Origin of the sequence: Robinsoniella sp. KNHs210 (assembly GCF_000686105.1) — a bacterium.
Classification (GTDB): Bacteria; Bacillota; Clostridia; order Lachnospirales; family Lachnospiraceae; genus Robinsoniella; species Robinsoniella peoriensis.
Genome location: NZ_JMLZ01000002.1, coordinates 4,284,410 through 4,308,796, shown reverse-complemented (window position 1 = coordinate 4,308,796; position 24,387 = coordinate 4,284,410). Strand labels below are relative to the sequence as shown.

21 protein-coding genes are annotated in these 24,387 nt (G+C 41.1%); 1 reads left to right on the top strand and 20 read right to left on the bottom strand.

The window, feature by feature from the left end; translation table 11 throughout:
* Positions 1-8: 8 nt before the first annotated feature.
* The 4 genes from CD03_RS0125090 to clpB all read right to left on the bottom strand — a co-directional run bounded on the left by CD03_RS0125090 (position 9) and on the right by clpB (position 5,244).
* Positions 9-1,604, bottom strand: coding sequence for a response regulator (locus CD03_RS0125090; RefSeq protein ID WP_027295966.1), 1,596 nt, complete (start codon positions 1,602-1,604; stop codon positions 9-11).
* Positions 1,605-1,625: 21 nt separating this feature from the next.
* Positions 1,626-2,306 (bottom strand): hypothetical protein, encoded by a 681-nt coding sequence (locus CD03_RS0125085; RefSeq protein WP_027295965.1) that lies wholly within the window; start codon positions 2,304-2,306, stop codon positions 1,626-1,628.
* Positions 2,307-2,457: 151 nt separating this feature from the next.
* Positions 2,458-2,631 carry a DUF4250 domain-containing protein gene (locus tag CD03_RS0125080; protein WP_027295964.1) on the bottom strand — a complete coding sequence of 58 codons (174 nt, stop codon included), beginning with the start codon at positions 2,629-2,631 and terminating at the stop codon, positions 2,458-2,460.
* A 9-nt stretch (positions 2,632-2,640) separates the two neighbouring features.
* Entirely contained in the window at positions 2,641-5,244 is a 2,604-nt protein-coding gene (clpB, locus tag CD03_RS0125075; RefSeq protein ID WP_027295963.1) for an ATP-dependent chaperone ClpB, read from the bottom strand.
* A gap of 186 nt (positions 5,245-5,430) precedes the next feature.
* Between clpB and CD03_RS0125070 the strand changes: the two genes are divergently transcribed.
* Entirely contained in the window at positions 5,431-6,426 is a 996-nt protein-coding gene (locus CD03_RS0125070) for an SPL family radical SAM protein (protein ID WP_027295962.1), read from the top strand.
* 97 nt (positions 6,427-6,523) lie between these two features.
* Here the strand turns inward: CD03_RS0125070 and CD03_RS0125065 are convergent, their stop codons facing one another.
* The 16 genes from CD03_RS0125065 to CD03_RS0124990 form a co-directional block, all read right to left on the bottom strand.
* The gene (locus tag CD03_RS0125065; RefSeq protein WP_027295961.1) at positions 6,524-8,221 is read right to left on the bottom strand and encodes an amylo-alpha-1,6-glucosidase; all 1,698 of its coding nucleotides are present in this window, start codon (positions 8,219-8,221) and stop codon (positions 6,524-6,526) included.
* Positions 8,222-8,273: 52 nt separating this feature from the next.
* A complete protein-coding gene (locus tag CD03_RS0125060) occupies positions 8,274-9,107 on the bottom strand; it encodes a carbohydrate ABC transporter permease (protein ID WP_027295960.1) in 834 nt (277 codons plus the stop codon).
* Between the two features lie 11 nt (positions 9,108-9,118).
* The gene (locus CD03_RS0125055) at positions 9,119-10,009 is read right to left on the bottom strand and encodes a carbohydrate ABC transporter permease (protein ID WP_027295959.1); all 891 of its coding nucleotides are present in this window, start codon (positions 10,007-10,009) and stop codon (positions 9,119-9,121) included.
* A gap of 38 nt (positions 10,010-10,047) precedes the next feature.
* Positions 10,048-11,406, bottom strand: a complete 1,359-nt coding sequence (locus tag CD03_RS0125050) for an ABC transporter substrate-binding protein (protein WP_027295958.1) — start codon at positions 11,404-11,406, stop codon at positions 10,048-10,050.
* 190 nt (positions 11,407-11,596) lie between these two features.
* On the bottom strand, positions 11,597-12,616 hold the full coding sequence (locus CD03_RS0125045; protein WP_044289649.1) for a LacI family DNA-binding transcriptional regulator: 1,020 nt from the start codon (positions 12,614-12,616) through the stop codon (positions 11,597-11,599).
* Positions 12,617-12,793: 177 nt separating this feature from the next.
* Positions 12,794-14,017: a sensor histidine kinase gene (locus tag CD03_RS0125040; protein ID WP_027295956.1), complete on the bottom strand. Its 1,224-nt coding sequence runs from the start codon at positions 14,015-14,017 to the stop codon at positions 12,794-12,796.
* Positions 14,014-14,721, bottom strand: a complete 708-nt coding sequence (locus CD03_RS0125035; protein WP_330373641.1) for a response regulator transcription factor — start codon at positions 14,719-14,721, stop codon at positions 14,014-14,016. The genes CD03_RS0125040 and CD03_RS0125035 overlap by 4 nt, the downstream gene beginning before the upstream one ends.
* Positions 14,722-14,877: 156 nt before the next feature.
* A complete protein-coding gene (locus CD03_RS0125030) occupies positions 14,878-15,615 on the bottom strand; it encodes a hypothetical protein (protein WP_027295954.1) in 738 nt (245 codons plus the stop codon).
* On the bottom strand, positions 15,567-15,845 hold the full coding sequence (locus CD03_RS0125025) for a hypothetical protein (protein WP_027295953.1): 279 nt from the start codon (positions 15,843-15,845) through the stop codon (positions 15,567-15,569). Before CD03_RS0125025 ends, CD03_RS0125030 begins: the two co-directional genes overlap by 49 nt.
* A gap of 342 nt (positions 15,846-16,187) precedes the next feature.
* On the bottom strand, positions 16,188-17,498 hold the full coding sequence (gene melA / locus CD03_RS0125020; RefSeq protein ID WP_027295952.1) for an alpha-galactosidase: 1,311 nt from the start codon (positions 17,496-17,498) through the stop codon (positions 16,188-16,190).
* Positions 17,499-17,516: 18 nt separating this feature from the next.
* Positions 17,517-18,557: an SIS domain-containing protein gene (locus tag CD03_RS0125015; RefSeq protein WP_027295951.1), complete on the bottom strand. Its 1,041-nt coding sequence runs from the start codon at positions 18,555-18,557 to the stop codon at positions 17,517-17,519.
* Between the two features lie 15 nt (positions 18,558-18,572).
* A complete protein-coding gene (locus CD03_RS0125010; protein WP_027295950.1) occupies positions 18,573-19,493 on the bottom strand; it encodes an N-acetylglucosamine kinase in 921 nt (306 codons plus the stop codon).
* A 20-nt stretch (positions 19,494-19,513) separates the two neighbouring features.
* Positions 19,514-20,827, bottom strand: a complete 1,314-nt coding sequence (locus CD03_RS0125005; RefSeq protein WP_027295949.1) for an alpha-L-fucosidase — start codon at positions 20,825-20,827, stop codon at positions 19,514-19,516.
* 9 nt (positions 20,828-20,836) lie between these two features.
* On the bottom strand, positions 20,837-21,679 hold the full coding sequence (locus CD03_RS0125000; RefSeq protein WP_044289648.1) for a carbohydrate ABC transporter permease: 843 nt from the start codon (positions 21,677-21,679) through the stop codon (positions 20,837-20,839).
* 15 nt (positions 21,680-21,694) lie between these two features.
* Entirely contained in the window at positions 21,695-22,606 is a 912-nt protein-coding gene (locus CD03_RS0124995; protein ID WP_027295947.1) for a carbohydrate ABC transporter permease, read from the bottom strand.
* 92 nt (positions 22,607-22,698) lie between these two features.
* Positions 22,699-24,165 (bottom strand): ABC transporter substrate-binding protein, encoded by a 1,467-nt coding sequence (locus CD03_RS0124990; RefSeq protein ID WP_027295946.1) that lies wholly within the window; start codon positions 24,163-24,165, stop codon positions 22,699-22,701.
* Positions 24,166-24,387: the final 222 nt, after the last annotated feature.

The following is a 24,387-nucleotide window of genomic DNA, read 5'->3' as shown; positions in this document are numbered from 1 at the left end:
ATCAGATTTTACCTGTGTTTACTCCGAAAATCAGAGGGCGACATACCGCAATACTTTTTAAAAGATACACTAAAATAATGTGGATTGGAAAATCCGGTCTCATAAGCAATCTCATACGTCTTTTTATCGGTATTGCGAATCAGTTCCATTGCTTTTTCCATGCGGATATTGGTAAGGTACTCCACAAAATTTATCTTTGCTTCTTTTTTGAACAGCCCGCTTAGATATCCGGTACTGACAGATACGTGTTCCGCAACAGTGCTGAGGGATAATTCCTCTTCCCCATAATGGCTGCCAATATAATCTTTGGCATTTTGGATAATCATCTGACCGCTGTTGGACTGGAGCTGCTGCAGTTCCCGGGATACTTTAATGGAAAAAGACAGCAGTTTTTTTAGAATCTCTTCGGAAGATGACATGTCCTCGAGCTCATTGTAAAGAGCAAAGCCTTCTCCCCACACATCCTTGGAGACCTGCCGTACACCGGACAATTCTTTTAAAAGGGATGTTATCATCTCTATAAATACCATTTTTATATTGGAACTGGAGAGATTTTTTGAACAAAGCAGGTCATCATAAATTCCCGCCATAGATTTCTCTATATCTTCCTTTTGTAAAAATTTAATGCTGTAGATCAAATCCTTAATTCCCTCAAAAGGATAAAAAAAAGCCTTCTCGATGTAATCAAGATCGCTGATATCATACACCTTGTTGGCGCCCAGTGAATATTTACAATCCAGTGCCGTACTGGCTTCGTGGTAAGAGTGGTACAGATCTTTTAGTTTCCTTACCTCTGACCCCAGCGCACAAGTGGTATTCACCTTCAGAACAGCAGTTACGGCCTTTTGAATAACCTGAAGCGTACTGTATGCAATAAAATGTCCGTCATCTCCAAAAGAATCCAGGTTAAATACAATGATAACCTTATTGTTATTATCATCAAAAATACAATGCTGACTGCCGATACAGTCCTGGGTAATATTCTTTTCTGTAAATACGAATAACTCAATATCGGAATTCTCTGCTTTTGTCAGATCTGCCTCAACAATTCCTACCATGTATTGCTGGGAATCAAGCGGAATCTCAAGAGACCTGATACGGTCTTCTAAATGATCCGACTGTCCATATTGGGTACAGACCATGGTATACAAAAATTTTTCCTGAAGAGCAGGCATACTTTGATGAATCTGTAATTTCATTTTTGCTATATACTGCTTTTGGGATGCCTCAATGTTCAGCTTTTTACAGATTTCTTTCATTTTTGAATAGAGCGTGGATGCCCCAACCGGCTTTAATATATAATTTTTCACTCCCAGATCTACGGATTGTTTGGCATATTCAAAATCTTCATGCCCGGTCAATACTACTACGTGTATATCTGGAAATTCTTCACTTAATGCCTTCGACAATTCCAATCCGTCCATAAAAGGCATGACAATATCCGTAAGCACCAGATGTATCTGATGCTTACGGCATATTTCAAGGGCTTCCAGGCCATCCTCCGCCTGGTAAATAGTTGTAAATCCAATAGAATCCCAGTCTATAATCGTACTTATTGCATTTCTCACCAGCGGTTCATCATCTACGATTAATAATGTATACATGCTATACGCCTCAAATTCTGTTTATTTCTGCACCAAATCCTCTGCTGCCACGTCTTCTATCTGTCCGTCCGGGTCTTCCACTGCTTCCGGCGCTTCTTCCGACGATCCGTCCGGATATTCCACTGCTTCCGGTGTTTCTTCCGTCGATCCGTCCTGGTCTTCCATTGCTTCCGGTGTTTCTTTCGTCGATCCGTCTGGGTCTCCCATTGCTTCCGGCACTTCTTCCGTCTGTTCGCTCAGGTCTTCTATCTCCTCCGGGGTTTCGGGTGCTTCTGTATTTTCCTGGGCTTCCACTTCATTCTGAAGATTTACACCGGTAAATTCATCACGGAATTTCTTCTTCAAACTGATACTCAGAACATAAATTACTGCCCCAACCAGTCCCACGCTGCCGGCATTGCCAATATTAAAAATAAAAAAAGCGATACCTGCATATCCTACAAGATCCGTTCCTGCATATTTATAATATGCTCTCTTCCGGTCTTCCGAAATCCCATCCAGCTCATGTAACAGCCTTGGCTCTACCACATCCAGCAGAACCCAGTAAATAACCAGAAAAATAGCAATTGCTCCATAAAATACGATCTGGGATACTTGCTTGCTAAATCCTACGTAGAGTAAAAATGCTACCATCGCAAGCAGCAGGACGATAGAAGCGATCGTAATTTTCTTCCTTATTTTTCTTCTTTCTTCTTTTTGCATGATTCTTCTCCTTTTTATAACATATAGAGAATATTATACATGATGTAGGAAGAAAAATATAGGACTTTTACAAAAAAGTCTGAGAAACAAAAAACATATATAAATCAAAAAGAAATCCGTCAGGAAGAACCGGATTTCTTTTTATAACTTTTTAAGCAAACTGATTCAAGTCGGCATCGTAATAGTAATCGATGTTTTCTAATTTTTTGATCAGTTCTTCTTCTTTTATGCTCAGGCTCTTACACATTTCTTCCAGAGACGGATAAAAGTCTCTTAGTTGTGTATTCACGTAGCTTAATAGTATAAATGGGTCATTTGGAATCATTTCGTACCTCTACTTGATTACTTCACCGGTCACTTTTACATGTGCAGCCAGCTGGTCATTTTCAACATCCAGCACGATAGTGTCTTCTGCGCCTACGCTGCCGGAGAGAATTAACTTCGCCGCCAGTGTCTCTACGTTCTTCTGTAAGAATCGTTTTAATGGCCTTGCCCCGTAGATTGGGTCATAACCGCCTTCTATAATATATTCTTTCGCATCATCTGTCAACTCCAGGCGGATTTCCTGGTCTGCCAGACGTTTGTTCAGATCCGCCATCATAAGGGTTACAATGCTTCCAATATCAGCTTTTGTCAGGGGCTTAAACATAATGATCTCATCCAGCCGGTTTAAGAATTCCGGACGGAAATGATTGCGCAGGTCATTCATTACCATCTCTTCGCTTTGCTCATTAACTTCGCCCTGTTCATTAATCCCTTCCAGAAGATAAGCCGAACCAATATTTGATGTCATTATTAATATGGTATTTTTGAAATCAACTGTTCTTCCCTGGGAATCGGTAATACGTCCATCATCCAGTACCTGGAGTAATACGTTGAACACATCTGGATGTGCCTTTTCAATTTCATCAAACAAGACTACCGAGTACGGTTTCCTGCGCACTGCTTCTGTCAGCTGCCCGCCCTCTTCGTATCCTACATATCCCGGAGGCGCTCCGATTAATCTGGAAACGGAGTATTTCTCCATATATTCACTCATATCGATTCGCACCATGTTCTGCTCATCGTCAAACAGGCTTGCCGCAAGGGCTTTTGCAAGTTCTGTCTTACCTACACCGGTAGGTCCCAGGAATAAGAAGGAACCAATCGGTTTTGTGGGATCCTTAATTCCTGCTTTTGAACGGATAATGGCATCGGTTACTTTGTTTACTCCGTCATCCTGTCCGATCACTCTGTGATGCAGTTCTTCATCCAGATTCAGGATCTTGCTTCGCTCACCTTCTGTCAGCTTAGCTACCGGGATTCCGGTCCATCTGGATATAATTCTGGCGATCTCCTCATCCGTAACGCTTTCACGAACCAATGCAAGCTCCTGGCTCTTTACCCGTTCTTCCTCAATACTTAACTGTTCCTGCAATTTTGGCAGTTCCCCATACTGCAGTTCAGCCGCACGATTCAGGTTATAATCCCGTTTCGCCATTTCAATTTCTTTGTTCAGATTTTCAATCTGCTCACGCAGTCCGGATAAATTTTCCACCGAATGCTTTTCATTATCCCACTGGGCTTTTTTGCTGCTGAAATTATCCCGCAGTTCCGCCAGTTCTTTTTGCAGGTTCTCTAAACGGTCCTGACTTAATTTATCTGTCTCCTTTTTCAATGCAGCTTCTTCAATTTCCATCTGCATAATTTTTCTTTGAAGCTCATCCAGCTCTGCAGGCATGGAATCCAGTTCCGTCTTAATCAAAGCACAGGCTTCATCTACCAGGTCAATGGCTTTATCCGGTAAAAAACGGTCAGATATATACCGGTGGGACAATGTTGCTGCAGCGACTAAAGAACTGTCTGTAATTTTTACTCCGTGGAAAACCTCGTAGCGCTCTTTTAATCCCCTTAAAATTGAAATGGTATCTTCTACTGTTGGCTCATCTACCATTACCGGCTGGAAACGGCGTTCCAGTGCCGCATCCTTTTCAATATACTTGCGGTATTCATCCAAAGTGGTCGCACCGATACAGTGCAGTTCTCCTCTTGCCAGCATTGGTTTTAACATGTTTCCGGCATCCATTGCACCATCAGCCTTACCGGCACCCACAATCAGATGAAGTTCATCGATAAACAGGATGATCTGTCCTTCACTTTTCTTCACTTCCTCCAGTACGGCTTTTAAACGCTCTTCAAACTCCCCGCGGTACTTGGCACCTGCAACAAGAGCTCCCATATCCAGAGAGAAGATCTTCTTATCCTTTAATCCTTCCGGAACATCCCCCCGGACGATACGCTGTGCCAGTCCTTCCACAACTGCAGTTTTACCAACACCAGGTTCTCCGATCAGCACCGGATTGTTTTTTGTCTTACGGGACAGGATACGGACTACATTCCGGATCTCACTGTCACGCCCGATTACCGGGTCCAGCTTCTGGTCTCTGGCTTTCTCTACCAGATCCTGACCGTATTTATTCAAGGTATCATAAGTTGCTTCCGGGTTATCACTGACAACTCTCTGGTTACCCCTTACCGTTGACAATGCCTGAAGGAAACGGTCTCTTGTAATCCCGTATTCCTTAAACAGCGCCTTCACGCTATCATTGGGATGTTTCAGCAATGCAAGGAACAAATGCTCCACGGATACATACTCATCTCCCATGGCTTTTGCTTCATCTTCCGCACTAATCAGGACCTTATTCAATTTCTGTCCGATAAAAAGCTGTCCGCCGGAAACTTTTGGACGCTTATTCAAAGCATTTTCCAGATTTCCAGCAAAATGTTCCTTGTTAATTTCCATCTTCTCAATTAATTTGAGAATCAGACTGTCTTCCTGATTTAATAAACTATATAGTAAGTGTTCCTGCTCTATTTCCTGATTTCCATATTCATAAGCCACTTTTTCCAGGTCATTAACTGCCTGTAAAGATTTCTGCGTAAATTTATTAATGTTCATAATCAAACCTCCTCATCACATTCATTTGCAGACAGCTGAATTTCTTTGTTTCTGTCTGTTCTATAACTACTATAACATACATTTTCAAAATTGCAAGTACTTTTTTAAATATTTATGAAGTATTTTTTGAAAAACGGTAAATGCTAAAAAGAGAAATTGAAGACTACGAATATGGGAGGTTTTAAAATGTATCCTGATAAAATCTATTATGAACCGGATGTACTGAATTATCCTCTGGGTCAGGAGTTAAAAGACAAATATGCTGCTGTACCCTGGATCGAAATAGAAAGCCACAATAAAATTGACGAACTGCGCAGTAATGAAAATTCACAGTTCGCCAATATGAAACGCCATTTAATTATCGGAACCAGAAAAACCCATAAATATGTACCGAACCAAAAAGTCTCAGATTACCTGGTCCCCTATACTTCGTCCGGCTGCAGTGCCATGTGTCTGTACTGTTATCTGGTCTGTAATTATAATAAATGCTCGTATCTGAGACTTTTTGTAAACCGGGAAAAAATGATGGAACGACTGATAAAATCCGCTTCTTCCTCTGAACAGGAATTAACCTTTGAGATTGGAAGCAACAGCGATCTTGTCCTTGAAAATACCATAACCAATAACCTGGAGTGGACCATACCCGCATTTACCGCTCAGCCAAGAGGGTATCTGACCTTTCCAACAAAGTTTGATATGGTGGATCCTCTTCTTGACCTGCCCCATAAAGGCAGGGTAATCTTCCGTATGAGCCTGAACCCCCAGGAGATTATCAGCAAAATTGAGATTGGTACTTCTTCATTAAAGCGCCGGGTCCAGGCACTAAATAAAATGTGTGATGCCGGTTATAAAGTAGGAATATTGTTTGCTCCTATTATACTCGTTGACGACTGGAAAAAAATATACACAGAGTTTTTTACACAGCTTGCCGATACGCTTTCGGATAAAGTGAAAAAAGAAGCTTTTATCGAAATTATTTTTATGACTTACAGTTTTGTTCACCGTGCAATCAATGCCGAAGCATTTCCAAGCTCACCTGATTTGTACAGTAAAGAAAACATGACCGGCAGAGGCAGAGGAAAGTACTGTTATCAGACATCTCTTCGAACGGAAGGTGAAAGTTTCCTAAGGGAACAGATTGCAGATACGTTGGGAGATATGCCGATTTTGTATGTGGTTTAGATCCAGATAGCCCTCTGCAATAATATCTTTATATATTGAAAACTCAAATCCTAAAATCCAAAAAGCTTATGCTGCATTGCACAGCATAAGCTTTTCTTTACTTCTCCAGATAATCTCTAATCAATATCATAAATACACTTGCCGTCCACGTAAATCCGGAATCCCTTAGTCCATGCCCGTCAATGGCGCTGTAATTTTCAAAAAATCCTTCAGATGCACACATATCGCAAAACCGCCGTGCGTTTAATACTGCCTCTTCTTTTCGCCCGTTTGCCATTAATGCTTCGGTCATGATATAGGCAGTTGGCGGCCATATTGCCCCCCTCCAGTATCCGTCTTCTACAAAGTAAGGACTGTCAACAGGCTCCGACGCTATACCGTAGTCCGTTATAAAGTTCTTTTCTTTCAGAAGTTCTTCCAGCATTCTTTCCCGTATCTCAGCGGGGAGTTTTTCTCCCAGAATAAGGGGAACATACAGAAGAAGGGAATCACATTCCACTGTTTTATTATCCGGTACTTTGATTGCCTTCATGTGATTATTTTCTACAAAAAGCGCTAACATCTTTTGCAGCAGTTCCTCACTTTTTTTCTTCCAGACGTCTGCTTCCTCAATGAGTCCCAGCTCTAGTGCAGTATCTGCAAGAAAATCCAGTTGGATTATCAGCCATGCCGATAGGTCTGGTGCTTTTACAGGTACTCCCAGGCGAAAAGCTGTGCTGTTGTCCCACCCGGAATCATTTCCATGATGATAGACAGGAATACCGTCTATATTCCCTCTGTAATCAAACCACCACCGAGTAAAACGTACAACCGAATCATATATTTTCCTAAGAATATCCATACCGGGTCTTTGGATTTTGAACATTCTTTTTAAGATAAATCCCTGTACCGGAGGCTTTACAAAGGTACATACATATGCTCTTGCATGAAACGCGTCGGGGTAGGATCCGTCCTTTTCCTGCATTTCAGCAATCGCCAGAAATTGGTCATACGCAAGGACCGGATCTTTGTCCATCATGGCAAGGGCATTAAATGTATAATCCCAGCTCCAAACCATATTCATTTTATTTTTCGTCATTAACATAACCGGATATTTTACATATCCTTCCGGCCTCACTACACTGTGCCAGCTAATGTAGGCAGCCAACTCCATGGAATCTTTGTATTTTTCAATGCCCGTGTGAAAATGTTTTTTAAAATCTTCGAATGCAGTTTCTACATTCTGCAGATTTTGTTCATAAGTAAGATTCTGTGGTTTGCGGTAACTTAACCCCGCCAGTGTCAATTTTATTTCGAATTCACCCGTTTTATCGGGATGAATGAGTACTTTTATATTTTCACATCTTGTTACCTCTTCGGACCACACGGAATCATCACTGATACTTCCCCTGATCATTTCTATGATAACAGATGCATCATTTCCCGCTATTTCCCAGCTTCCTGTTTCATGGTGCATCACACGGTCACACATCAAACCGAACATTTTCGTTTTTGTGATCATAATATCCGTACTGCCCTTTAAATGTACCGTATCTTCATTTTGAAAACAAATTTGATAGCCCTGTCCACCGGCGCTTACCTTTAACTGGACAGGTGTAGCTTCTATGTCTCCTGCAACCGGCACTCCCTCCTGATTCAGCATCACAATAGGGTATGTCTCCTGTTCATTAAACATGCCATAGAGAATTCGCAGAGCCAGATGATCCTGATAAACACCTTCCCCATCTCTTGGATAAGAAAATGCAAGGTAAGATCCATAGCAGCTGAATGGTACTGTATTGATATCGAAATTCATAAGTTGTCTCTCCTGATTTGTATTATTTTTCGTGTTCTTGCCCATGGTGTGATCATCCCTTTACACCGGATGCCGCTATACTTTCCTGCACCTGTTCCTGCGCAAATGCATAGAGTATAATTCCCGGAAGCACAACTACCGTGAGTGCAGCAAAGAGCTTGGTGTAATCATAGGAAAATGCTTCATTGAAAAACTGCAGTGCCAGGGGTAATGTCCTGTTTAAATCCGAAGAAGTAAGCAATGAGGCATAAAAATACTCATTCCAATTATTTAAAAACATCAATATTCCTGCTGTAGCCAGTCCACTTTTAGCCAGCGGCAGATTAATTTTCCAGAATATTCTAAAGAATCCGGCTCCCTCAATTGCCGCTGCTTCATCCAGGGACTTGGGTATTGACATGAATGTAGATTTTAAAATAAACATGGACATAGCAAGTCCTGCCGATAGGTACACCAGGGCTACTCCCCATATGTTGTCGTATAGGTTTAAGTTCATGATCAAGGAAAAGATTGGCTGTGCCTTCGACTGCGCCGGTACCAATAAGGTGATGGTAAACAATGCAAATATAAAATTTCTCCCGGGGAATTTATATTTCGCGATTACATATCCTCCCATGGCAAAAATAATAAGGGATAATCCGGTGGAGGTAATGCAGATCAACAGTGAATTCAGGGCATACCTTAAAAAATTATATTTTTCAAATAAATAGGCAAATGCATCAAAGCTGATACTGGTGGGTAGTGAAAAGGGACTCCCCAGGATCTGTGCATTTGTTTTAAATGCAGACATGATAACCCATATAATCGGAAACACAGAAACGATGATTGTAAAAATCAATATTCCATATTCAAATATCTTAACGAGAACTTTTTTTACCTGTTTCATGATGTCCCTCCTTAATATGCGCTTTCGTTCATGCGAAATGCTTTGTTTACCAGCGCCAGAATTAAAAGTCCCAATATGAACATGACTACACCGTTGGCATTGGCATATCCATATTTCATATCACTGATGGATTTTACTAATATTATAGGAAGATTCATTGTATCATCCCCCGGACCTCCCGCCGTTGTCAGGGCGATCTGTTCATACATCGCAATTCGCGATGTGATGGAACAGATGATTCCTGTGCCTATGGCATTGCGGCAAAGCGGCAGGTGGATTCTTGTAATGATCTGCCATTTCGCAGCACCGTCTACTCGTGCGGCCTCATTCAATTCCTCCGGAATCGCCATAAGGTCATTTAATACAACCAGGGTTACGATTACCGCATAAAACAGCCAGGTTAATGTAACTGCCCAAAATGCATATGGTGACTGATAAAACCACTGAACCCCAAATTCAGGATCAAATTTACGAATGATATTATTTAATATACCCATATCGTTATTAAAGATAAACTTATAGATCAATGCCCATGCTGCTGCCGATATTACATTTGGAATCATAAACACCGTTCTTGTTACCTTCCACCCAAAAGGTTTCTGGAAAAGAATAAATGCTACCAGAACACCAAATCCCACGTGCAGTGTTCCTGCTATAATTGACCAGAACAACAGGTTTTTTAGTGCAATTAGAAACGTATCACTGCCGATCATCTGCTTGTAATTATCCAGTCCTGCAAATACAGGGCTATTAAAACCATCCCACTTCGTAAAGGAAGTTACAAACACCGTTACTATGGGAGAAAGATAAAAAAATAAAAATATAAGAATTGAAGGTAATAAAAATAAATAAATCCATTTATAATTTCTTTTTTCCAATTTACTGACCTGTGCTTTTTTCATTGGACGCTTCTCCTTCTTCCCTGGTTTCACAATGCAGCCTACTTCGCTTCTTCAGCCTTTTTCGTTAATTCCTGACAAAACTGTTCCGGTGTTAAGGAATTATCCGCTAATTTAGGCAGTAGTTTTCCAAATTCAATATCTGCAACAGAGGATGGCATAACATCATAGAGGGATACTGCATACTTTGTATTGTCGGTAATACTTGCAGAAAGCTGGGATAAGATCGGCGTTTCTTCCTGTTTTTTCTGGAAATCCTCTGAATATGTAATGGAAGGTGCCACTCCTCCTTCTGCCAGCATTAATGCTTCAATCTCTTCCTGGGAATCCCGGAATTCCAAAAATGCACATGCCAGTTCTTTTTCTTCCTCTGATGCTGTATTTGCTACCCAGAATTCTCCATAGATCCTTGGATTTACCAGCGCAACATCACCCGGATAAATAGTTGCCTTCACATTTTTACCGTCAAACCCGTTACTCCACTTGTCTTTGGATGCTTCCTCAAATTCGGAGGACATCCAGGAACCATTACAGATTATAGAAGCATTGTTACTCATAAATGCATTTGCCGCATCAGCATACGCAGCGCCAATAGAATTCGAAGCCGCATTGGTCTGGAACAGTTTCTGCAATTCTGTTACTGCATTTACAATAGCCAGATCTGTATAATCATACAGTTTATCATCTGCATACTTCTGGATTAATTCTATGCCGCCTTCCTGGCTGGCTACCAGAGCAGAAAGCAGCAGTCCAGTTGTCCATCCATTATCTGCAGTCTGGAACGCGAATTTATGATCTCCCAGTGATGCCAGAAATTCTTCCATAGACATATCCTTTATATCTTTCTCTCCCTGGTATGAGCTGCTGTTATAAAATAATCCTACCGGCTTCAGAACTGCGATAGGCATGCAGACTACTTTCCCATCCACAGTACAATAATCAATGGACTCCGGTACCAGATTCTTTTTAGTATCCGGATGACTGTTCAAAAATTCACTTAAATCATAGGCCATGTCGTTGGCAACCGCTACATCTTTGAACCACTGCACATCAATTCCGCCAGATCCCGCTGAATGTACCAGCGCCGGAAGTTTCTTTTGCTGTGCCAGCTGTTTGATCTTCTCTGCATAAGATGCCTGCGGCACTTCTTCTATGTTAATCTTATATTTGCCTTCATATTTTTTATTAAACCGTTCCACTTCCGGCAGAAAAAACTTAGCACCTACATTTTCACCTGCCAGATAGGTTGGAATGGTGACTTCCACCACATCATCCGAAGAAGTTTTACTTTCCTGTAAATCCCCTGAATCGCCCGATGTACCTGTACTTCCACCACATCCGGACATTCCTAAAACCAGAACTGCTGCAGTCATTACCGAGATTACTTTTTTGAATTTCATACCTTTTCCTCCTTAAATTGATTCTTTCATGCAATTACTTTACAGTTACATTTTTACAAAAACGTTTTTGTAAATATTTATTTAAAAAGCAGGTCTTTAACCTACTTTAAAAATCTACCATCAATCATTTGCATACACACCGACAGCATAGTAATCCTGATCCGTCAAAAATGCTGCTTAAATCCTTTGTTTAAAGCCTTCTGACACTTTCACGCTCCAAGAGGGAATGGGGTACAATTACCGTTTTTTCTGTGGCATTCCCTTTTAAAATTCGATCCAGTAATTTCCCTGCTTCATATCCTTTCTGCATTACATTCTGATCGATTGTGGTAATTCTGGGCTCCACGTATCTACCGAAACTGATCCCATCATAGCCGGTAACCGAAAAATCTTCCGGAACTCTGTATCCGCAATCACGAATTGCCCTTGCAACTCCAAAAGCAGTGATATCACTCATACAGATAAATACTGATCCTGCATCTTGCCCCTTCTTTAATAACAATTCTTTGGTTTTTTCATATGCCTGGGTCTCAATAAAATTTGAATCGAGCACCGGAACGTCTTTTATGTTTATATTATTTTTCTTGAGTGCTTTACAAAATCCGCGATACCGCAGTTTGGCTACCATTGCCTGCTTTCTGCCGTAAACCAGAATCAGTTTTCTATGATTTCTGTCTATCACATACTGGGTTATTTCCTCGAATGCTCTTTCATCATCCGTGATCACGCTTCCAATCTGTTCTCCCTCCACCCGGATATCTACCGTGACACAAGGTATCTTGGAATCGCAAATGTTTTCCACATACTTATCTGTAACTTTTAAGCCAAATAATAACGCTCCAGATAAACTAAATTCCCTGCAGAACTCTTCAAAACCTTTTACCTTTTGATCCTCTGAGCTGATTGCATATGTTGCAATGGATAACTGATGCCTGTTCATATAAGTATATGCCCCTTTAATCAGCGCCATTGTAAAGTCATCCGTCTGCTTCTCATCCAATAACCCGGAAGCAATCATAGCCACGTTTTTATTATTTTTAGAAGAAAGGTTCTTGGCACTTACATTTGGTGTATAACCCAGATCTGCTGAAATTTCTTTAATTTTTTTCCTTGTCTTCTCGCTGACATCCGTATATCCATTTAAAGCTCTTGATACTGTGCCAACGGAGACTCCTGCCATTTTTGCCACATCCTTAATTGATGCTGCCATAATATCACCCTCCGCTTTCTTTCCCGAAAACGTTTTTGTTAATTCTGACTTAAGAATACGCTTTATAAATATAAAAGTCAATCTTTTTCTTATTTTTCTCTAATATACACAATATTTAGATGTGGATTTTGTACATATCTGACAGACTGGCTCATCTTTTGTTATCGAATCATCTGTCTATATTATAATTGTAAAAGTAGTTCCCTTACTTTCCATGCTCTCCGCCTGAATCTTTCCATGATGGTTTTCCACGATCGTCTGTGCAATAGAAAGACCCAGTCCGTATCCGCCTTGTTTTCTGGCTCTTGACTTATCTGCACGGTAAAATCGTTCAAATATATGATCCAGATCATCCTTTGGAATCACATCACCGGTATTGTTGACCTTCAGATAAATTTTTTCCTGTTTCTTTTCCAGGATCACACTGATTCTGCTATTTTTTTTCGCATATTTACATGCGTTGTCCAGTAAAATAGCAATCAGCTGTTTGATCTGCCCTTCATCACCTACGATATGAATGCCAGGTGTAATTTCTTCATTCAGCTCCACCCCTCGTTCGTATGCCAGCGATTCAAATGGCAGAATGCAGCTCCAGAGTGTATTGCTTAAATCAAATTCAGCAAATACTTTTGGGGTCTGTGACATATCTGAGCGAGCCAGAAAAAGCAGGTCGTTTAACAATTCTTTCATCCGGGACGCTTCCGTCTTTGTATTTTCCAGCCATCGCTCCTGATCCTTAATCCTGTCCTCACGGTGAGCCGATAAAATATTCAAATTCGCCAGGATTACCGTGAGCGGAGTTTTTAATTCATGGGATGCATCTGCAATGAACTGTCTCTGCTGCTGCCAGGCTTTTTCTACCGGGGTCAGCGCCCACTTTGCCAGAAACAGGCTGATCAGAAAAAATGCCGCAAGACCGCCCACTAAAATCAGCGCCGACACCAGTAATAAATTCCTCATGCCATTGATTTCCCTGCTGCAGTCTACAAATGCAATTTTCTCGCTCTCATCGTCCTGCCTCCGCTCATAGCGAAGTTCCTGGTTAATCAGGAAGCCCCTTTCATGCCCGTCTCTTTTGGCCGCTTCTACAGCTTCCCTGGCGGAATCCTCTGTAATACGGATACCGCTGTCATTGATATCTGCAATCTCACCGTTCTCATTTAGCTCTACTACAAATACAGGACCCATATTCATTGGTCCTTCTTTTCTTCCCGGTACGAAATCCACCCTGGGTTTCAGATTTCCTCCTTTATCCTCTAAGGCATGACTTAAAGCCTGACGGCTGTCTTTTTGATATTTCTGGTAATTTGTAAAGCAGATAACCACCAGGACCCCCACTAATATCAAAGTAACAAAAGACATATTTATAAAAATAAACTTCTTCCGCAGTTTTTTTATCATTCCCTTTGTTCCTCCAGACGGTATCCCACCTTACGTACGGTACCAATGCCCACTTTTGATCCCAGAAAACACATCTTTTTCCGTAAGAAAGAGATATATGCCTCCACATTATTATCCTCCACGTCCGATTCCGTTCCCCAGACTTTCGTAATGAGAATCTCCTTGGATGTAATAATTTTGGGGTTTGAAATCAGAATTTTCATAATTTCAAACTCTTTATATCCAAGATGTATCGATTTCCCATTACACCACAGATCATTGGCAGAGAGCACCAGCGTCAGATCCGAAAAACAGATTTCCTCCAGCAATACTTCTCCCTGCCGTCTTGACAGCGCCCTAATCCGGGCAAGCAGTTCTTCCGGAACAAACGGCTTTGTCATATAATCATCCGCGCCTCTGTCAAGTCCCGTAATCTTATCCCTCACATCATCCCGGGCAGTCAGCATAATAACCGGAGTTGCTATTTTTTTCACCCGCATCTCCTTTACAATCTCAAAACCATTTATTCCCGGAAGCATAACATCTAAGACAATAACATCATACTGTCCGCAAAGTGCGTATGCAAGACCATCATTTCCATCATAGACCACATCAGTAATATATTTCGCTTCTTCCATAATCTGTCCCAGCGCTTCTGCCAGACGGACTTCATCTTCTACAATCAGTATTCGCAAATTCAGTTCCTCACTTTCCATCACGTACATTACAATAATTATATAATGTTTCTGGAGTTCCTGCAAATAATTATAGAAGGAGAGACTGAAAATAGTCTGAAGTTAATTCATATCCCGGCTAACTTTAATCCCATGAAGCTAATCCACAGCCTGTACCCTGGACAGCTTCATGAGTCAGCCAATTCGTCAGATTCCATATTTTAAGAATAAATCATTTCTGACAGCATCATTTTCTGCTGCAAGTTTCATCAGTTCCAGATCGGCATCTCTGATCAAGATCCGGTATAACTGGTTCAATCTGTTTATACCTCTTTTTTCACCCAGGGCTTCTCCCCTTGCTTCCCCTCTTGCTTCTAATTCTTTCAACGCTGTACACATATTATATCCTCCTTGCTCTGTTTTAAATTTTCTTTTATTGCTGCCCGTTATTTTCTGTTCACCCAGAAAGAGAAACACCATATCATAAGTATCCCCATCCAGATTTGTAAATTTATCTCTGTTCATATTAACAAAAGATCTCAGTTTTTCTTCATCTCCGGCAAATCTCAGTATTTCGAATACCTCTTTCAGCCCTGTCCTGAAGTTTTCCGGATTTACATTTCCGGCATGTACCAGGTTGATATGATAATCCTGCAATAAGTGTCCGAACTTCTGCAGTTTGTCCGGTATATCAAGCATCTGATGCAGATCTCTGTTCTGATCCCAGTTTTCCTCTCCATAATAGAATACCATTGAGTAAACGGGACAAATCTTTTCCCCCTTCTTTATTCCGGATAAAAACTCACTTCCAGACTTTAAATCCCGCATTCCCTGATGGTCTTTCCTATAGTTCTTTACTTGTTCACTATAGTCTAATGCATCATACAGCATTCCTCTTACAGGCATAGCAAAATGAATCTTATCCTGAACTTCACATGCCAGCACCGCAGTCCTCCCACAAATTCTGGCTTCGAATACCACATCACGGAATCTGCCTTCTGCCTTTTTTTTCCCCGGCTGTCGGGAACCAGCAATGCCGACTCCCCATTTAACTGCCTTAATTCTCCTGGTCTTAAAATTTGTTCCCCATCGAATAATGCTCCATTATACAAATCACAAAAAACAACAGGGTCTGATAAAAAACTTTTGGTGGTTATATCTCTTTTCCTGGACATCCTTCCTCCTTTTGCACCATATCGCAAATGCAAAAAGAAGCTTTCTGATATCAGCACAATTTATACCTTTGGAATACAAGACCGGAAAATGATTGAAAATTTATTCCTGTCATCTGCATGCTCCGCTTTACGATATATTGACTAAAAAATGCCACACAAAAAGAAACATTCTGATAATACATATGCGATTATCTTAAATAAATTGGAAATTAGCCGAATCGGCTGTTAGATTTGATAATTTATAGTAACATAAAGTATTTAAAAAATCAACTGCAAAAATAACAGCCGGCAAATTATTTGCCAGCTGCTATAAAAATCTCAGTTTTCTACAGGTTATCAAGTTTAAAACTGCGGTAAATATTGCTTGTTCGCTTCAAACATCTCATCTACCATGTTCTGGATTTCATCCATGCTCAATACAGATGCTGTTAACGGATCAAATAAGATTGCATGATAAACAGCCCGCTTATCCCCATTTATACAGCCCTTGATTGCCAATTCTTCACTTCTTGCAGAAGTGTTGGTCATTACCGCCAGCTGATCCGGAAGATTTCCTACCGGATGTATGGTAAAGCCATCCGGTCCTACCGTCACAGGTACTTCCACACAGCACCCATCCGGGAGATTTTCTATATATTTTTCATTTCTGACATTCCCGTTAAAGTGAAAAACAGTTCCATCTCCAAATAATGAATTAAAGATGCAGGCTGCATACTCCTGCCCCCGTTCCAGCTCCACCTCGTCCTTCTCAAGCCATTCCTGAATGTCCTTTTTCCATTCATTCTGTCTTCTGAAATATTCATTCAGGATATATGCATGTGCTCCGGGATTCCAGCCTGTGGAATGTGTACAGTATTTTTCAATCAGATCGGGACGCTTCCGAAACCAGGGATAATATTCTGAATTATGGCCGCTGCTCTCTGTGGGGTAATAATCCAGATGTAAATACAGCTGGTTTCTCACCTGTTCTTCATTGTATATTTCATCTTTTTCCACTGCTTTCTTAATAAGTGGATAAGCATCTTCACCCTTCCACTCATATTTCAGATAAAATGCCTGATGATTAATTCCGGCACATAGATAGTCCACGTCTTCCATATCCGCACCGATCCAGTCAGCCAGCATTTTGGCTGTATGCTGCACACTGTGGCACAGACCTGTTATCTTCACATTGGTCATTTCCTGCAGATAACGACAGTTAAGTGCCATAGGATTCGTATAATTCAGTACATAGGCATCGGGACAAATCCGTTCTATATCCCGGCAGATATCCAGAAGTACAGGAGCAGAACGCAAAAAGCGGAATATGCCAGCCGGCCCCCTGGTATCGCCTACACAGATATCAACTCCATATTTTTTAGGAATCTCGATGTCTGTACGGAAAATATCCGGTCCCGCAGTAAGGACTGTGATAACCACTCCGTCTGCTCCTTTTAAAGCTTCCTCCCGGTCCGTGGTTGCAATTATGGATGCCGGATAATTACCGGCTGCTTTTATTTTATCGCATGCTTTTTTAATAAATCCAAGCTTTTCTTCATCAATATCCATCAGGCAGATACATGCATCCTTAAATGCATCATAAGTTAGAACATCTTTAACCAGCTCCCTGGTAAAATCAAAGCTGCCTGCTCCGATAAACGTTATTTTCTTCATAAATTATCCCAGTCTCCTTTATTTTAATGTGATAAATGCATCAAGTCCTGTGGGCTGGTCAGGATTTCTTCCCAAAAGAATGGATTTCTCATATGCTGCCATCTGGCATACATAAATAAATGGAATTCCCCATGCTTCAAATCGTTCAATCCCTTTCAGGCAGATATTTGCATTTACGCCAAATTCATTGCCTTCATATTGTGATACTGTTACAATCGTTCCTCCATGGGATTTCAGATCTTCAATCATGTCTCTTTGCAGTTTATCTTCATTTGGCTGTACCAGTATCACTGTCAATGTCTGCTCACCGTTTAAAACCATAGGACCATGGCGGTAATCCAGCAAATGGAAGCACTGTCCCGGAAGCATGGATATTTCAGTAAATGCAAGTGCTCCTTCCTCTGCAATTCCTATAGGCGCTCCGTCAGCCAGAACAATGGCATTACTCCATTCCTTTTTGGAAATATCATCCAATACTCCACGGCAGGCCTCTTTATATGCCTCATTGTTGTCAACTGCAGCTTTTACAGAAGATAATAATCCTTCATCTTCATTATAAAATGCGGTAAGCATCAGCATTGCAGTATATAAATTGGTAACGGTTCTCGTCTGGCATACACTTTTGTCATAGCACCAGTCCATGGTAATGTCCAGTTCGCTGTAAGGCATAATATCGTTATCATCCTTCATAGACAACGAGATTACAGGATTACCGTAATGTTCCTTGATATACTGCACGTCCCTTACAATTTCCGTTGTCTGCCCGGATCTTGACAGGGTTACGATGATACTGTCTTTGATGCATGCTTCATAATACCCCGGATTCACCAGATAGTCTCCGCCGGCTATGGCGTTGGCACCGCTTCCTTCACAGGCGCAAATCAGCTGCTGGCCGGATTTTGCAAGCATATAGCTTGATCCGCAGCCAAAGAAAACAAATTTTCTGGACGGATGTTCCGAGAAGAACTTTTTGATCTCAGCTTTTTTTTCCATCATATAATCATAAGTTTTATTAAGTGCAATATGCTGTTCCATAATTTCCTGTTCTGTTAAATACATTTTAATCTCCTCCGATTATCTATTCTCATAATATTTTGCCAGCAGTAACGCGCCCTCTGCCGGTGTCCTTTTAGGTGGTACAAGGGTAATATCAAGTGGTTTCAGATATCGTTCAAAGGGCTTTAATATCAGATCCTCCGTTTTAAATAAACCACCGGAATAGGATACTTTACACCCTTTTCCCATCTTCAGTTTTTCATGCACGCTTCTTACAATCAGCATCAGTTCATGTGCGGCATGTTCATATAAACGAACCGCTTCCATATCTCCTTCCATTGCGGCATCCTTCAGGCATACCTGCAAAGATGCAACTCTGTCCCGGTAAGGAATATAATCCGCTTCCAGGATACCGATCAGATCATAATCATGATCCAATTGAAACTTCTCTTTCATGATCTCATATAAAGCACCTTTTCGAAAACGTCCGTCAGCTTCCTTTGAAAAACATTCCATTGCCTTTCTGCCCAGCCAGTAACAGGATCCCTCATCTGAAAAGAACTCGCTCCAGCCTCCGGCTTTAGCACTTTCCCCATTTGGGTTTTTACCAAAGGCAATCGAACCTGTTCCAGCCACAATATTGATTCCGGACTCCATTTCCAGGCTTCCTGCCCAGCCTGCCTCTACATCATTTACCGTTTTTATCCGATATTTTCCAAGCCTTTCTTTCAGGGATTTTAAGATAACCTCATCCTTATTCCGGTGTTCACCATATAAGGGCATCCCAAAACAGGTATGGAATTCATCATTCTTTGCTATCTGCAGGGGGCGAATCAGATTTTCGATTCCTTCATCCAGAAGGTCAATTAACCCTCCTTCCCCGATCTGCATATAAGAAGCACTCCCTCTTAATGTGCGTGAGAGTATTTTATGATTTTCGTCAGCCAGCAGAAACTCCGTCTTTGTACCGCCTCCGTCAATGCCAATATAATATTTCATCGGATCAACCTCCTGCCTTGCTATTCTTCGTTTAATTCCAGTTCGATTACGGTATCCGGCGTGGGATCCACCGTGAAAGAAAAGCAATCCGGGGTTCCATAATTTACGAATTCACAATCCGGGAATTCCTTTGCAACCCATGGAGTCAATAGCAGCATTTCATATCCGTCAGACAATCTCCTTGCCTTTTTTATCTTGCCCTTCACTCCCGGCAGGCAGATAGCCCCTATGCTTTCTTCCATAATATGTGCATACAATTTATTTCCGTTTTGTGTATATCGTCCCCATTCAGGCTTTTCAAATTCTGACATCCGGCAGCCGTAAATACTCTCCGAATTGTCTTTCATCCATTCTCCGACTTCTTCCAGTATTTCCACTTGTTTCTTCGGAATTTCACCCATTGCATCAGGTGATATATTCACAATCATATTTCCGTTTTTACTGGTACACTCTACAAGCTTCTTAATTATCTGGGCCGAGTTCTTATAATGCTTGTCATTGGGTGTATATCCCCAGTTATTATTCAGTGTAAAACATGCTTCCCATGGAATTTCTCTACCCGACGGTGTCCGCAGCCCATAAGGGGGAATAATCATCTCAGGGCAGGCAAAATCTCCTGAAAAAATATTGGGTTCGTCCGTCATTACTGAGCCATAGCTCTCCCCATTTGCCTCCAGTCTGCCATTCATGATGATCTCCGGCTGAAGCTGTCTAACCATCTGAACCAGTTTTGTCCCCTTCCATTCTTCTCCCATGTGCCCTTCATAAGAGAAATCAAACCAAAGCAAATCTATCTTTCCATAGTTTGTCATCAGCTCTCTGACCTGGTTGTGCATATAAGTAAGATAATTATCAAAATGATGTTCTTTGCCCTTATAGGACTCATTTGCCCTGTCAGGATGATACATGTCACCATATGCAGGGTAATCCGGATGATGCCAGTCTAAAAGTGAATAGTAAAAACCAATCTTCAATCCTTCTGCCCGAAAGGCGTCCACAAATTCTCTTACCAGATCCCTGCCGCACTTTGTATTGGTGCTCTTATATTCTGTATATGCGCTGTCAAAGAGACAAAAACCTTCATGGTGCTTGGTAGTCAGTACCGCATATTTCATTCCTGCCACCTTGGCAAGTTTTGCCCACTTTACCGGGTCATACCGTTTCGGATTCCATTCATCAAAATATTTCTGATATACACTCTGGGTAATCTGCTCATCACTGTGAACCCATTCTCCTCTTCCGGGTATTGCATATAACCCCCAGTGTATGAACATTCCGAATCTATCCTGCATAAACCATTTAGTCCGTTCTTCTCTTTCTTCTATAAGTCCCATTGTTCCTCCTTAGCCTTTCACTGCTCCCGCTGTCAGAGATTTTACAAACGTCTCAGACAAACAGCAGAATATAATAATTGTCGGTACCACAGCCACGATAATAGCCGAGAACATACCATTTAAGTTTTTTGAATACGCTGTTGTAAACTGTCCCAGCAAAGCAGGAATTGTCATTTTATCCTTGCTCTTTAGCAGAATCGATGCAAAGTAAAATTCATTCCAGTTATTTAAAAAAGCCATGATACCTGCAGTCGCAAGTCCCGGTTTTGCAATTGGAACAATAATCTTAAAAAAGGTTCCCACATAACCGCATCCGTCCATTTTGGCAGCCTCTTCCATTTCCTTAGGAATGGTAAGAAAATAGCTTCTGATGATGAAAAAGGTAATTGCAATCCCAAGTCCTGAATATACGAAGATTACCCCCAGCCTGGAATCCTTCAATCCCATATTATTCAGCAGCTGGTAAATAGGAAAACTGATCGAGATCTGCGGAATAAATAAAGTTGTAGTAAACATTGCCGTAATTGCGCCTTTTAATTTAAACTGCATTCTGGCGGAAATATAAGCTGACATTCCGACTACCGTAATACTGATCAGTGTAGAAATAACGGTTATCAAAAAGCTGTTGAAAAAGTAGGTCTGTATATTTAGCTGTGTAAAAATAGTAATATAACCATCAAATATCCACTCTGTGGGCAGTGACAGACCTCCCGGATTTCGTTTAAAGGAGGATATAAACACCCAGAGAATCGGGTAAATGGAAATAAACAATACTACTGCAATGATAAAATATGTTCCAATGGAGCCCAGCAGATTCTTGATCTGAAATGGCTGTTTGCTTTTTTTGTTCATCTTCTCTCCTCCTTTCTAATCAACCTCACTGGTTCGAAATGCCCTGTTAATCAACCCTACCAGAACAATTCCCATGATAAACTGTATAACACCTGCCGTATTTCCTCTGGCAAAATTCAGCTTTGTACTTCCAAGTGCTGTCTTGTAAATATAATAACTTAAACTATATGTAGCATTATCCGGACCGCCGCCACTGATTAAAGCAATTTCATTGTAGAGCACTAACCCATAGTTTGCTGCCATGATAGCGACAGTACCAAGCATTGGGCGAAGCAGAGGCAATGTAATTTTAAGATCGATCTGGGTCTTGGATGCTCCGTCTACCCTGGCCGCTTCAAATAAGGAAGAGTCAATAGAAAAGATCTGAGTCAGCAATAGGAGGCAGGATGACCCGCCAAACAGGATAAATGCAAAGGTTACACCCCAGAATGCATACTTTTCATTCGCCAGAACACTGATATTAGATCCGGGACTGATCCAGTTGCAGATCTCTGTAATAATACCTCTGGATGGACTGTAGATATTCAGAAAGATTAAGCCGATTGCTGCTGTTGAAATGATATTCGGTATAATAAATGCATTTCTTGTAAACCGCCATCCTTTAGGCTTTCTGGCGAGAACCAGCGCTACCAGAAGAGTGAACGGAATCTGTACTACCATGGTAAGCACTACCCATTTTAAGGTATTAATCAGTGCTACCTTAAAGTTTGTATCCACGGTAAATAGTTTAATATAGTTGTCAAATAAGTGTCCCCAACCTAAAAATTCCGGATTGGTAAAATTCTTGTAATTCCATTTTGAAAAGGATGTAACAAAAATATTAACCAGCGGATATGCATATATGACTGCAAACAACAGGACACCCGGAAGCAAAAAGGCTAATATAAAGCCGTTCTTTTTTGTAAAAATAGATTTTCTTTTCTGCATGCTGTTCCCACCTTTATTCTGGTTTTCAATGCTTTAGGATGGGCTGCTGTACAATCATGACTGACCGTACAACAGCCCATTTACCTATTTCATTATTCTGCCGCTGCTAAGAAATCATTTAATTCCCCAACTACGCCGTCTACTGTTTTAGAATCATCTTTTAATCCTGCATATTTTGCCTGGATTTCGCCTTCTGCATCACCAAAGTTATTGCCAAGTCCAAGTGCCTGATAATCTGCACTCTGGCACAGCTGGCAAGCTTCTACTAAAAGTTTTGCTTCCGGAGCTGTTACTTTATTCAACAATGCATCATAATCTACTTTTGTGCTTGGTGCCATACCGATACCTTTTTCGATAATTCTGCTTGCTACTTCAGGGCTAGTCATGTATTTGATGAAATCGATACATGCTTTCGTCTGTACTTCGTCTAACTTATTAGAAACTACAAATCCGCATCCGCCTGACATGAGGGCTGCTTTTTTACCTGCTTCGTCTGTAGGGAATACTGCCGGTTTGATATTTTCTGCACCAGCTTCACAGTCTACAGATCCGCCTGCATCCCATACACCGTTGAATAACATTGCTGTTTTGCCTGCAAAGAAGTCTGAACGGTAAGCTTCGTCATCATCTCCGCCAGGTCCGAAGTTTGCTGCATCAATTTTCTGAAGTGCATTTTTCTGGATGAAATCCAATGATCCTTTAAATGCCTCATTATCAAAACTCTCTACGCTCTTTCCTTCTGCATAGAAGGTTCTGGAATCTTCACTTCTCTGTAAATTACTTGCTAACAGAATATTTGTAGGCCATCCTGCATTTAATCCGAATGGAGTAGTTCCTTTATCCACTAATTTGTCAACTGCCGTGTTAAAGTCATCCCAGGTCTGCCATTTATCCGGTGTATCCGCGCCTGCATCATTAAATAATTTTTCATTATACCAGAAGCCCACTCCTTCAATCTGTTCACGAACGGAATAGATCTTGCCGTCTTCTGTCAGGTTCTGATCATAGCAGACACCTACGCCATCTTTAAAATCCTGGTTCTCATCTAAGTATGGTTTCAAATCCAGAATCATATCTGCTCCGGCAGCTACCTCTGTAATATCCCAGCCTCCGAAATCTGCTATGTCGTAGAAGTTTCCGGCACTGATATCATTCAAAGCGGTATTGTAGATTCCTTCTGCGCCTGATTCATCTGCTTTTATAACAAAGTTATATTCATTTTTATGCGCATCCGCAAATTCCTGGTAGATAGCTCTCATCTCAGCTGCTGCTGCCCATTCTGATTCGCTCTGGTAATATCCATGAGTAAAGGTAATTGTAGGAAGATCAGCATTTGTTCCTGCTTCCTTAGTCTCTCCGGTGGTTTCTGCAGTCGTTTCTGCAGCACTGTCCTTTGTTGCTTCCTCAGTTGTTTCAGCCGCCTTAGACTCTGTCTCTGCCTTTGTCTCTTCTGCTTTTGTTGTTGTTCCTGTCTCTCCTGAACCTCCGCAGCCTGCCAATATCATGGATGCTCCCATTGCCCCAGCCAGCGTCACCGCCATAACCTTTTTCAATTTCATACTAATATCCTCCTTATGCTATATAAATATTTTTATTTGTTTCTGTTTTCTTGATAATCATAATTTACCATTTTTTTTAATGCATTTGAATAAGCATAACTCTCTAATTACATCAATTTTTTTACCTGAAAATTGCTGATTTTTTTAAAATGATGAATTTTTTACTTTATCCTATACGTTTGAGAAAGGCAGTCAAAAAATCGTAATTTTTAAAGAATCCCC

Excerpts from the sequence above, each read along its gene's own strand:
- CD03_RS0125090 (WP_027295966.1), bottom strand. The coding sequence starts at position 1,604 with ATGTATACATTATTAATCGTAGATGATGAACCGCTGGTGAGAAATGCA.
- CD03_RS0125085 (WP_027295965.1), bottom strand. The coding sequence starts at position 2,306 with ATGCAAAAAGAAGAAAGAAGAAAAATAAGGAAGAAAATTACGATCGCT.
- CD03_RS0125080 (WP_027295964.1), bottom strand. The coding sequence starts at position 2,631 with ATGATTCCAAATGACCCATTTATACTATTAAGCTACGTGAATACACAA.
- clpB (WP_027295963.1), bottom strand. The coding sequence starts at position 5,244 with ATGAACATTAATAAATTTACGCAGAAATCTTTACAGGCAGTTAATGAC.
- CD03_RS0125070 (WP_027295962.1), top strand. The coding sequence starts at position 5,431 with ATGTATCCTGATAAAATCTATTATGAACCGGATGTACTGAATTATCCT.
- CD03_RS0125065 (WP_027295961.1), bottom strand. The coding sequence starts at position 8,221 with ATGAATTTCGATATCAATACAGTACCATTCAGCTGCTATGGATCTTAC.
- CD03_RS0125060 (WP_027295960.1), bottom strand. The coding sequence starts at position 9,107 with ATGAAACAGGTAAAAAAAGTTCTCGTTAAGATATTTGAATATGGAATA.
- CD03_RS0125055 (WP_027295959.1), bottom strand. The coding sequence starts at position 10,009 with ATGAAAAAAGCACAGGTCAGTAAATTGGAAAAAAGAAATTATAAATGG.
- CD03_RS0125050 (WP_027295958.1), bottom strand. The coding sequence starts at position 11,406 with ATGAAATTCAAAAAAGTAATCTCGGTAATGACTGCAGCAGTTCTGGTT.
- CD03_RS0125045 (WP_044289649.1), bottom strand. The coding sequence starts at position 12,616 with ATGGCAGCATCAATTAAGGATGTGGCAAAAATGGCAGGAGTCTCCGTT.
- CD03_RS0125040 (WP_027295956.1), bottom strand. The coding sequence starts at position 14,017 with ATGATAAAAAAACTGCGGAAGAAGTTTATTTTTATAAATATGTCTTTT.
- CD03_RS0125035 (WP_330373641.1), bottom strand. The coding sequence starts at position 14,721 with ATGTACGTGATGGAAAGTGAGGAACTGAATTTGCGAATACTGATTGTA.
- CD03_RS0125025 (WP_027295953.1), bottom strand. The coding sequence starts at position 15,845 with ATGTCCAGGAAAAGAGATATAACCACCAAAAGTTTTTTATCAGACCCT.
- melA (WP_027295952.1), bottom strand. The coding sequence starts at position 17,498 with ATGAAGAAAATAACGTTTATCGGAGCAGGCAGCTTTGATTTTACCAGG.
- CD03_RS0125015 (WP_027295951.1), bottom strand. The coding sequence starts at position 18,557 with ATGTATTTAACAGAACAGGAAATTATGGAACAGCATATTGCACTTAAT.
- CD03_RS0125010 (WP_027295950.1), bottom strand. The coding sequence starts at position 19,493 with ATGAAATATTATATTGGCATTGACGGAGGCGGTACAAAGACGGAGTTT.
- CD03_RS0125005 (WP_027295949.1), bottom strand. The coding sequence starts at position 20,827 with ATGGGACTTATAGAAGAAAGAGAAGAACGGACTAAATGGTTTATGCAG.
- CD03_RS0125000 (WP_044289648.1), bottom strand. The coding sequence starts at position 21,679 with ATGAACAAAAAAAGCAAACAGCCATTTCAGATCAAGAATCTGCTGGGC.
- CD03_RS0124995 (WP_027295947.1), bottom strand. The coding sequence starts at position 22,606 with ATGCAGAAAAGAAAATCTATTTTTACAAAAAAGAACGGCTTTATATTA.
- CD03_RS0124990 (WP_027295946.1), bottom strand. The coding sequence starts at position 24,165 with ATGAAATTGAAAAAGGTTATGGCGGTGACGCTGGCTGGGGCAATGGGA.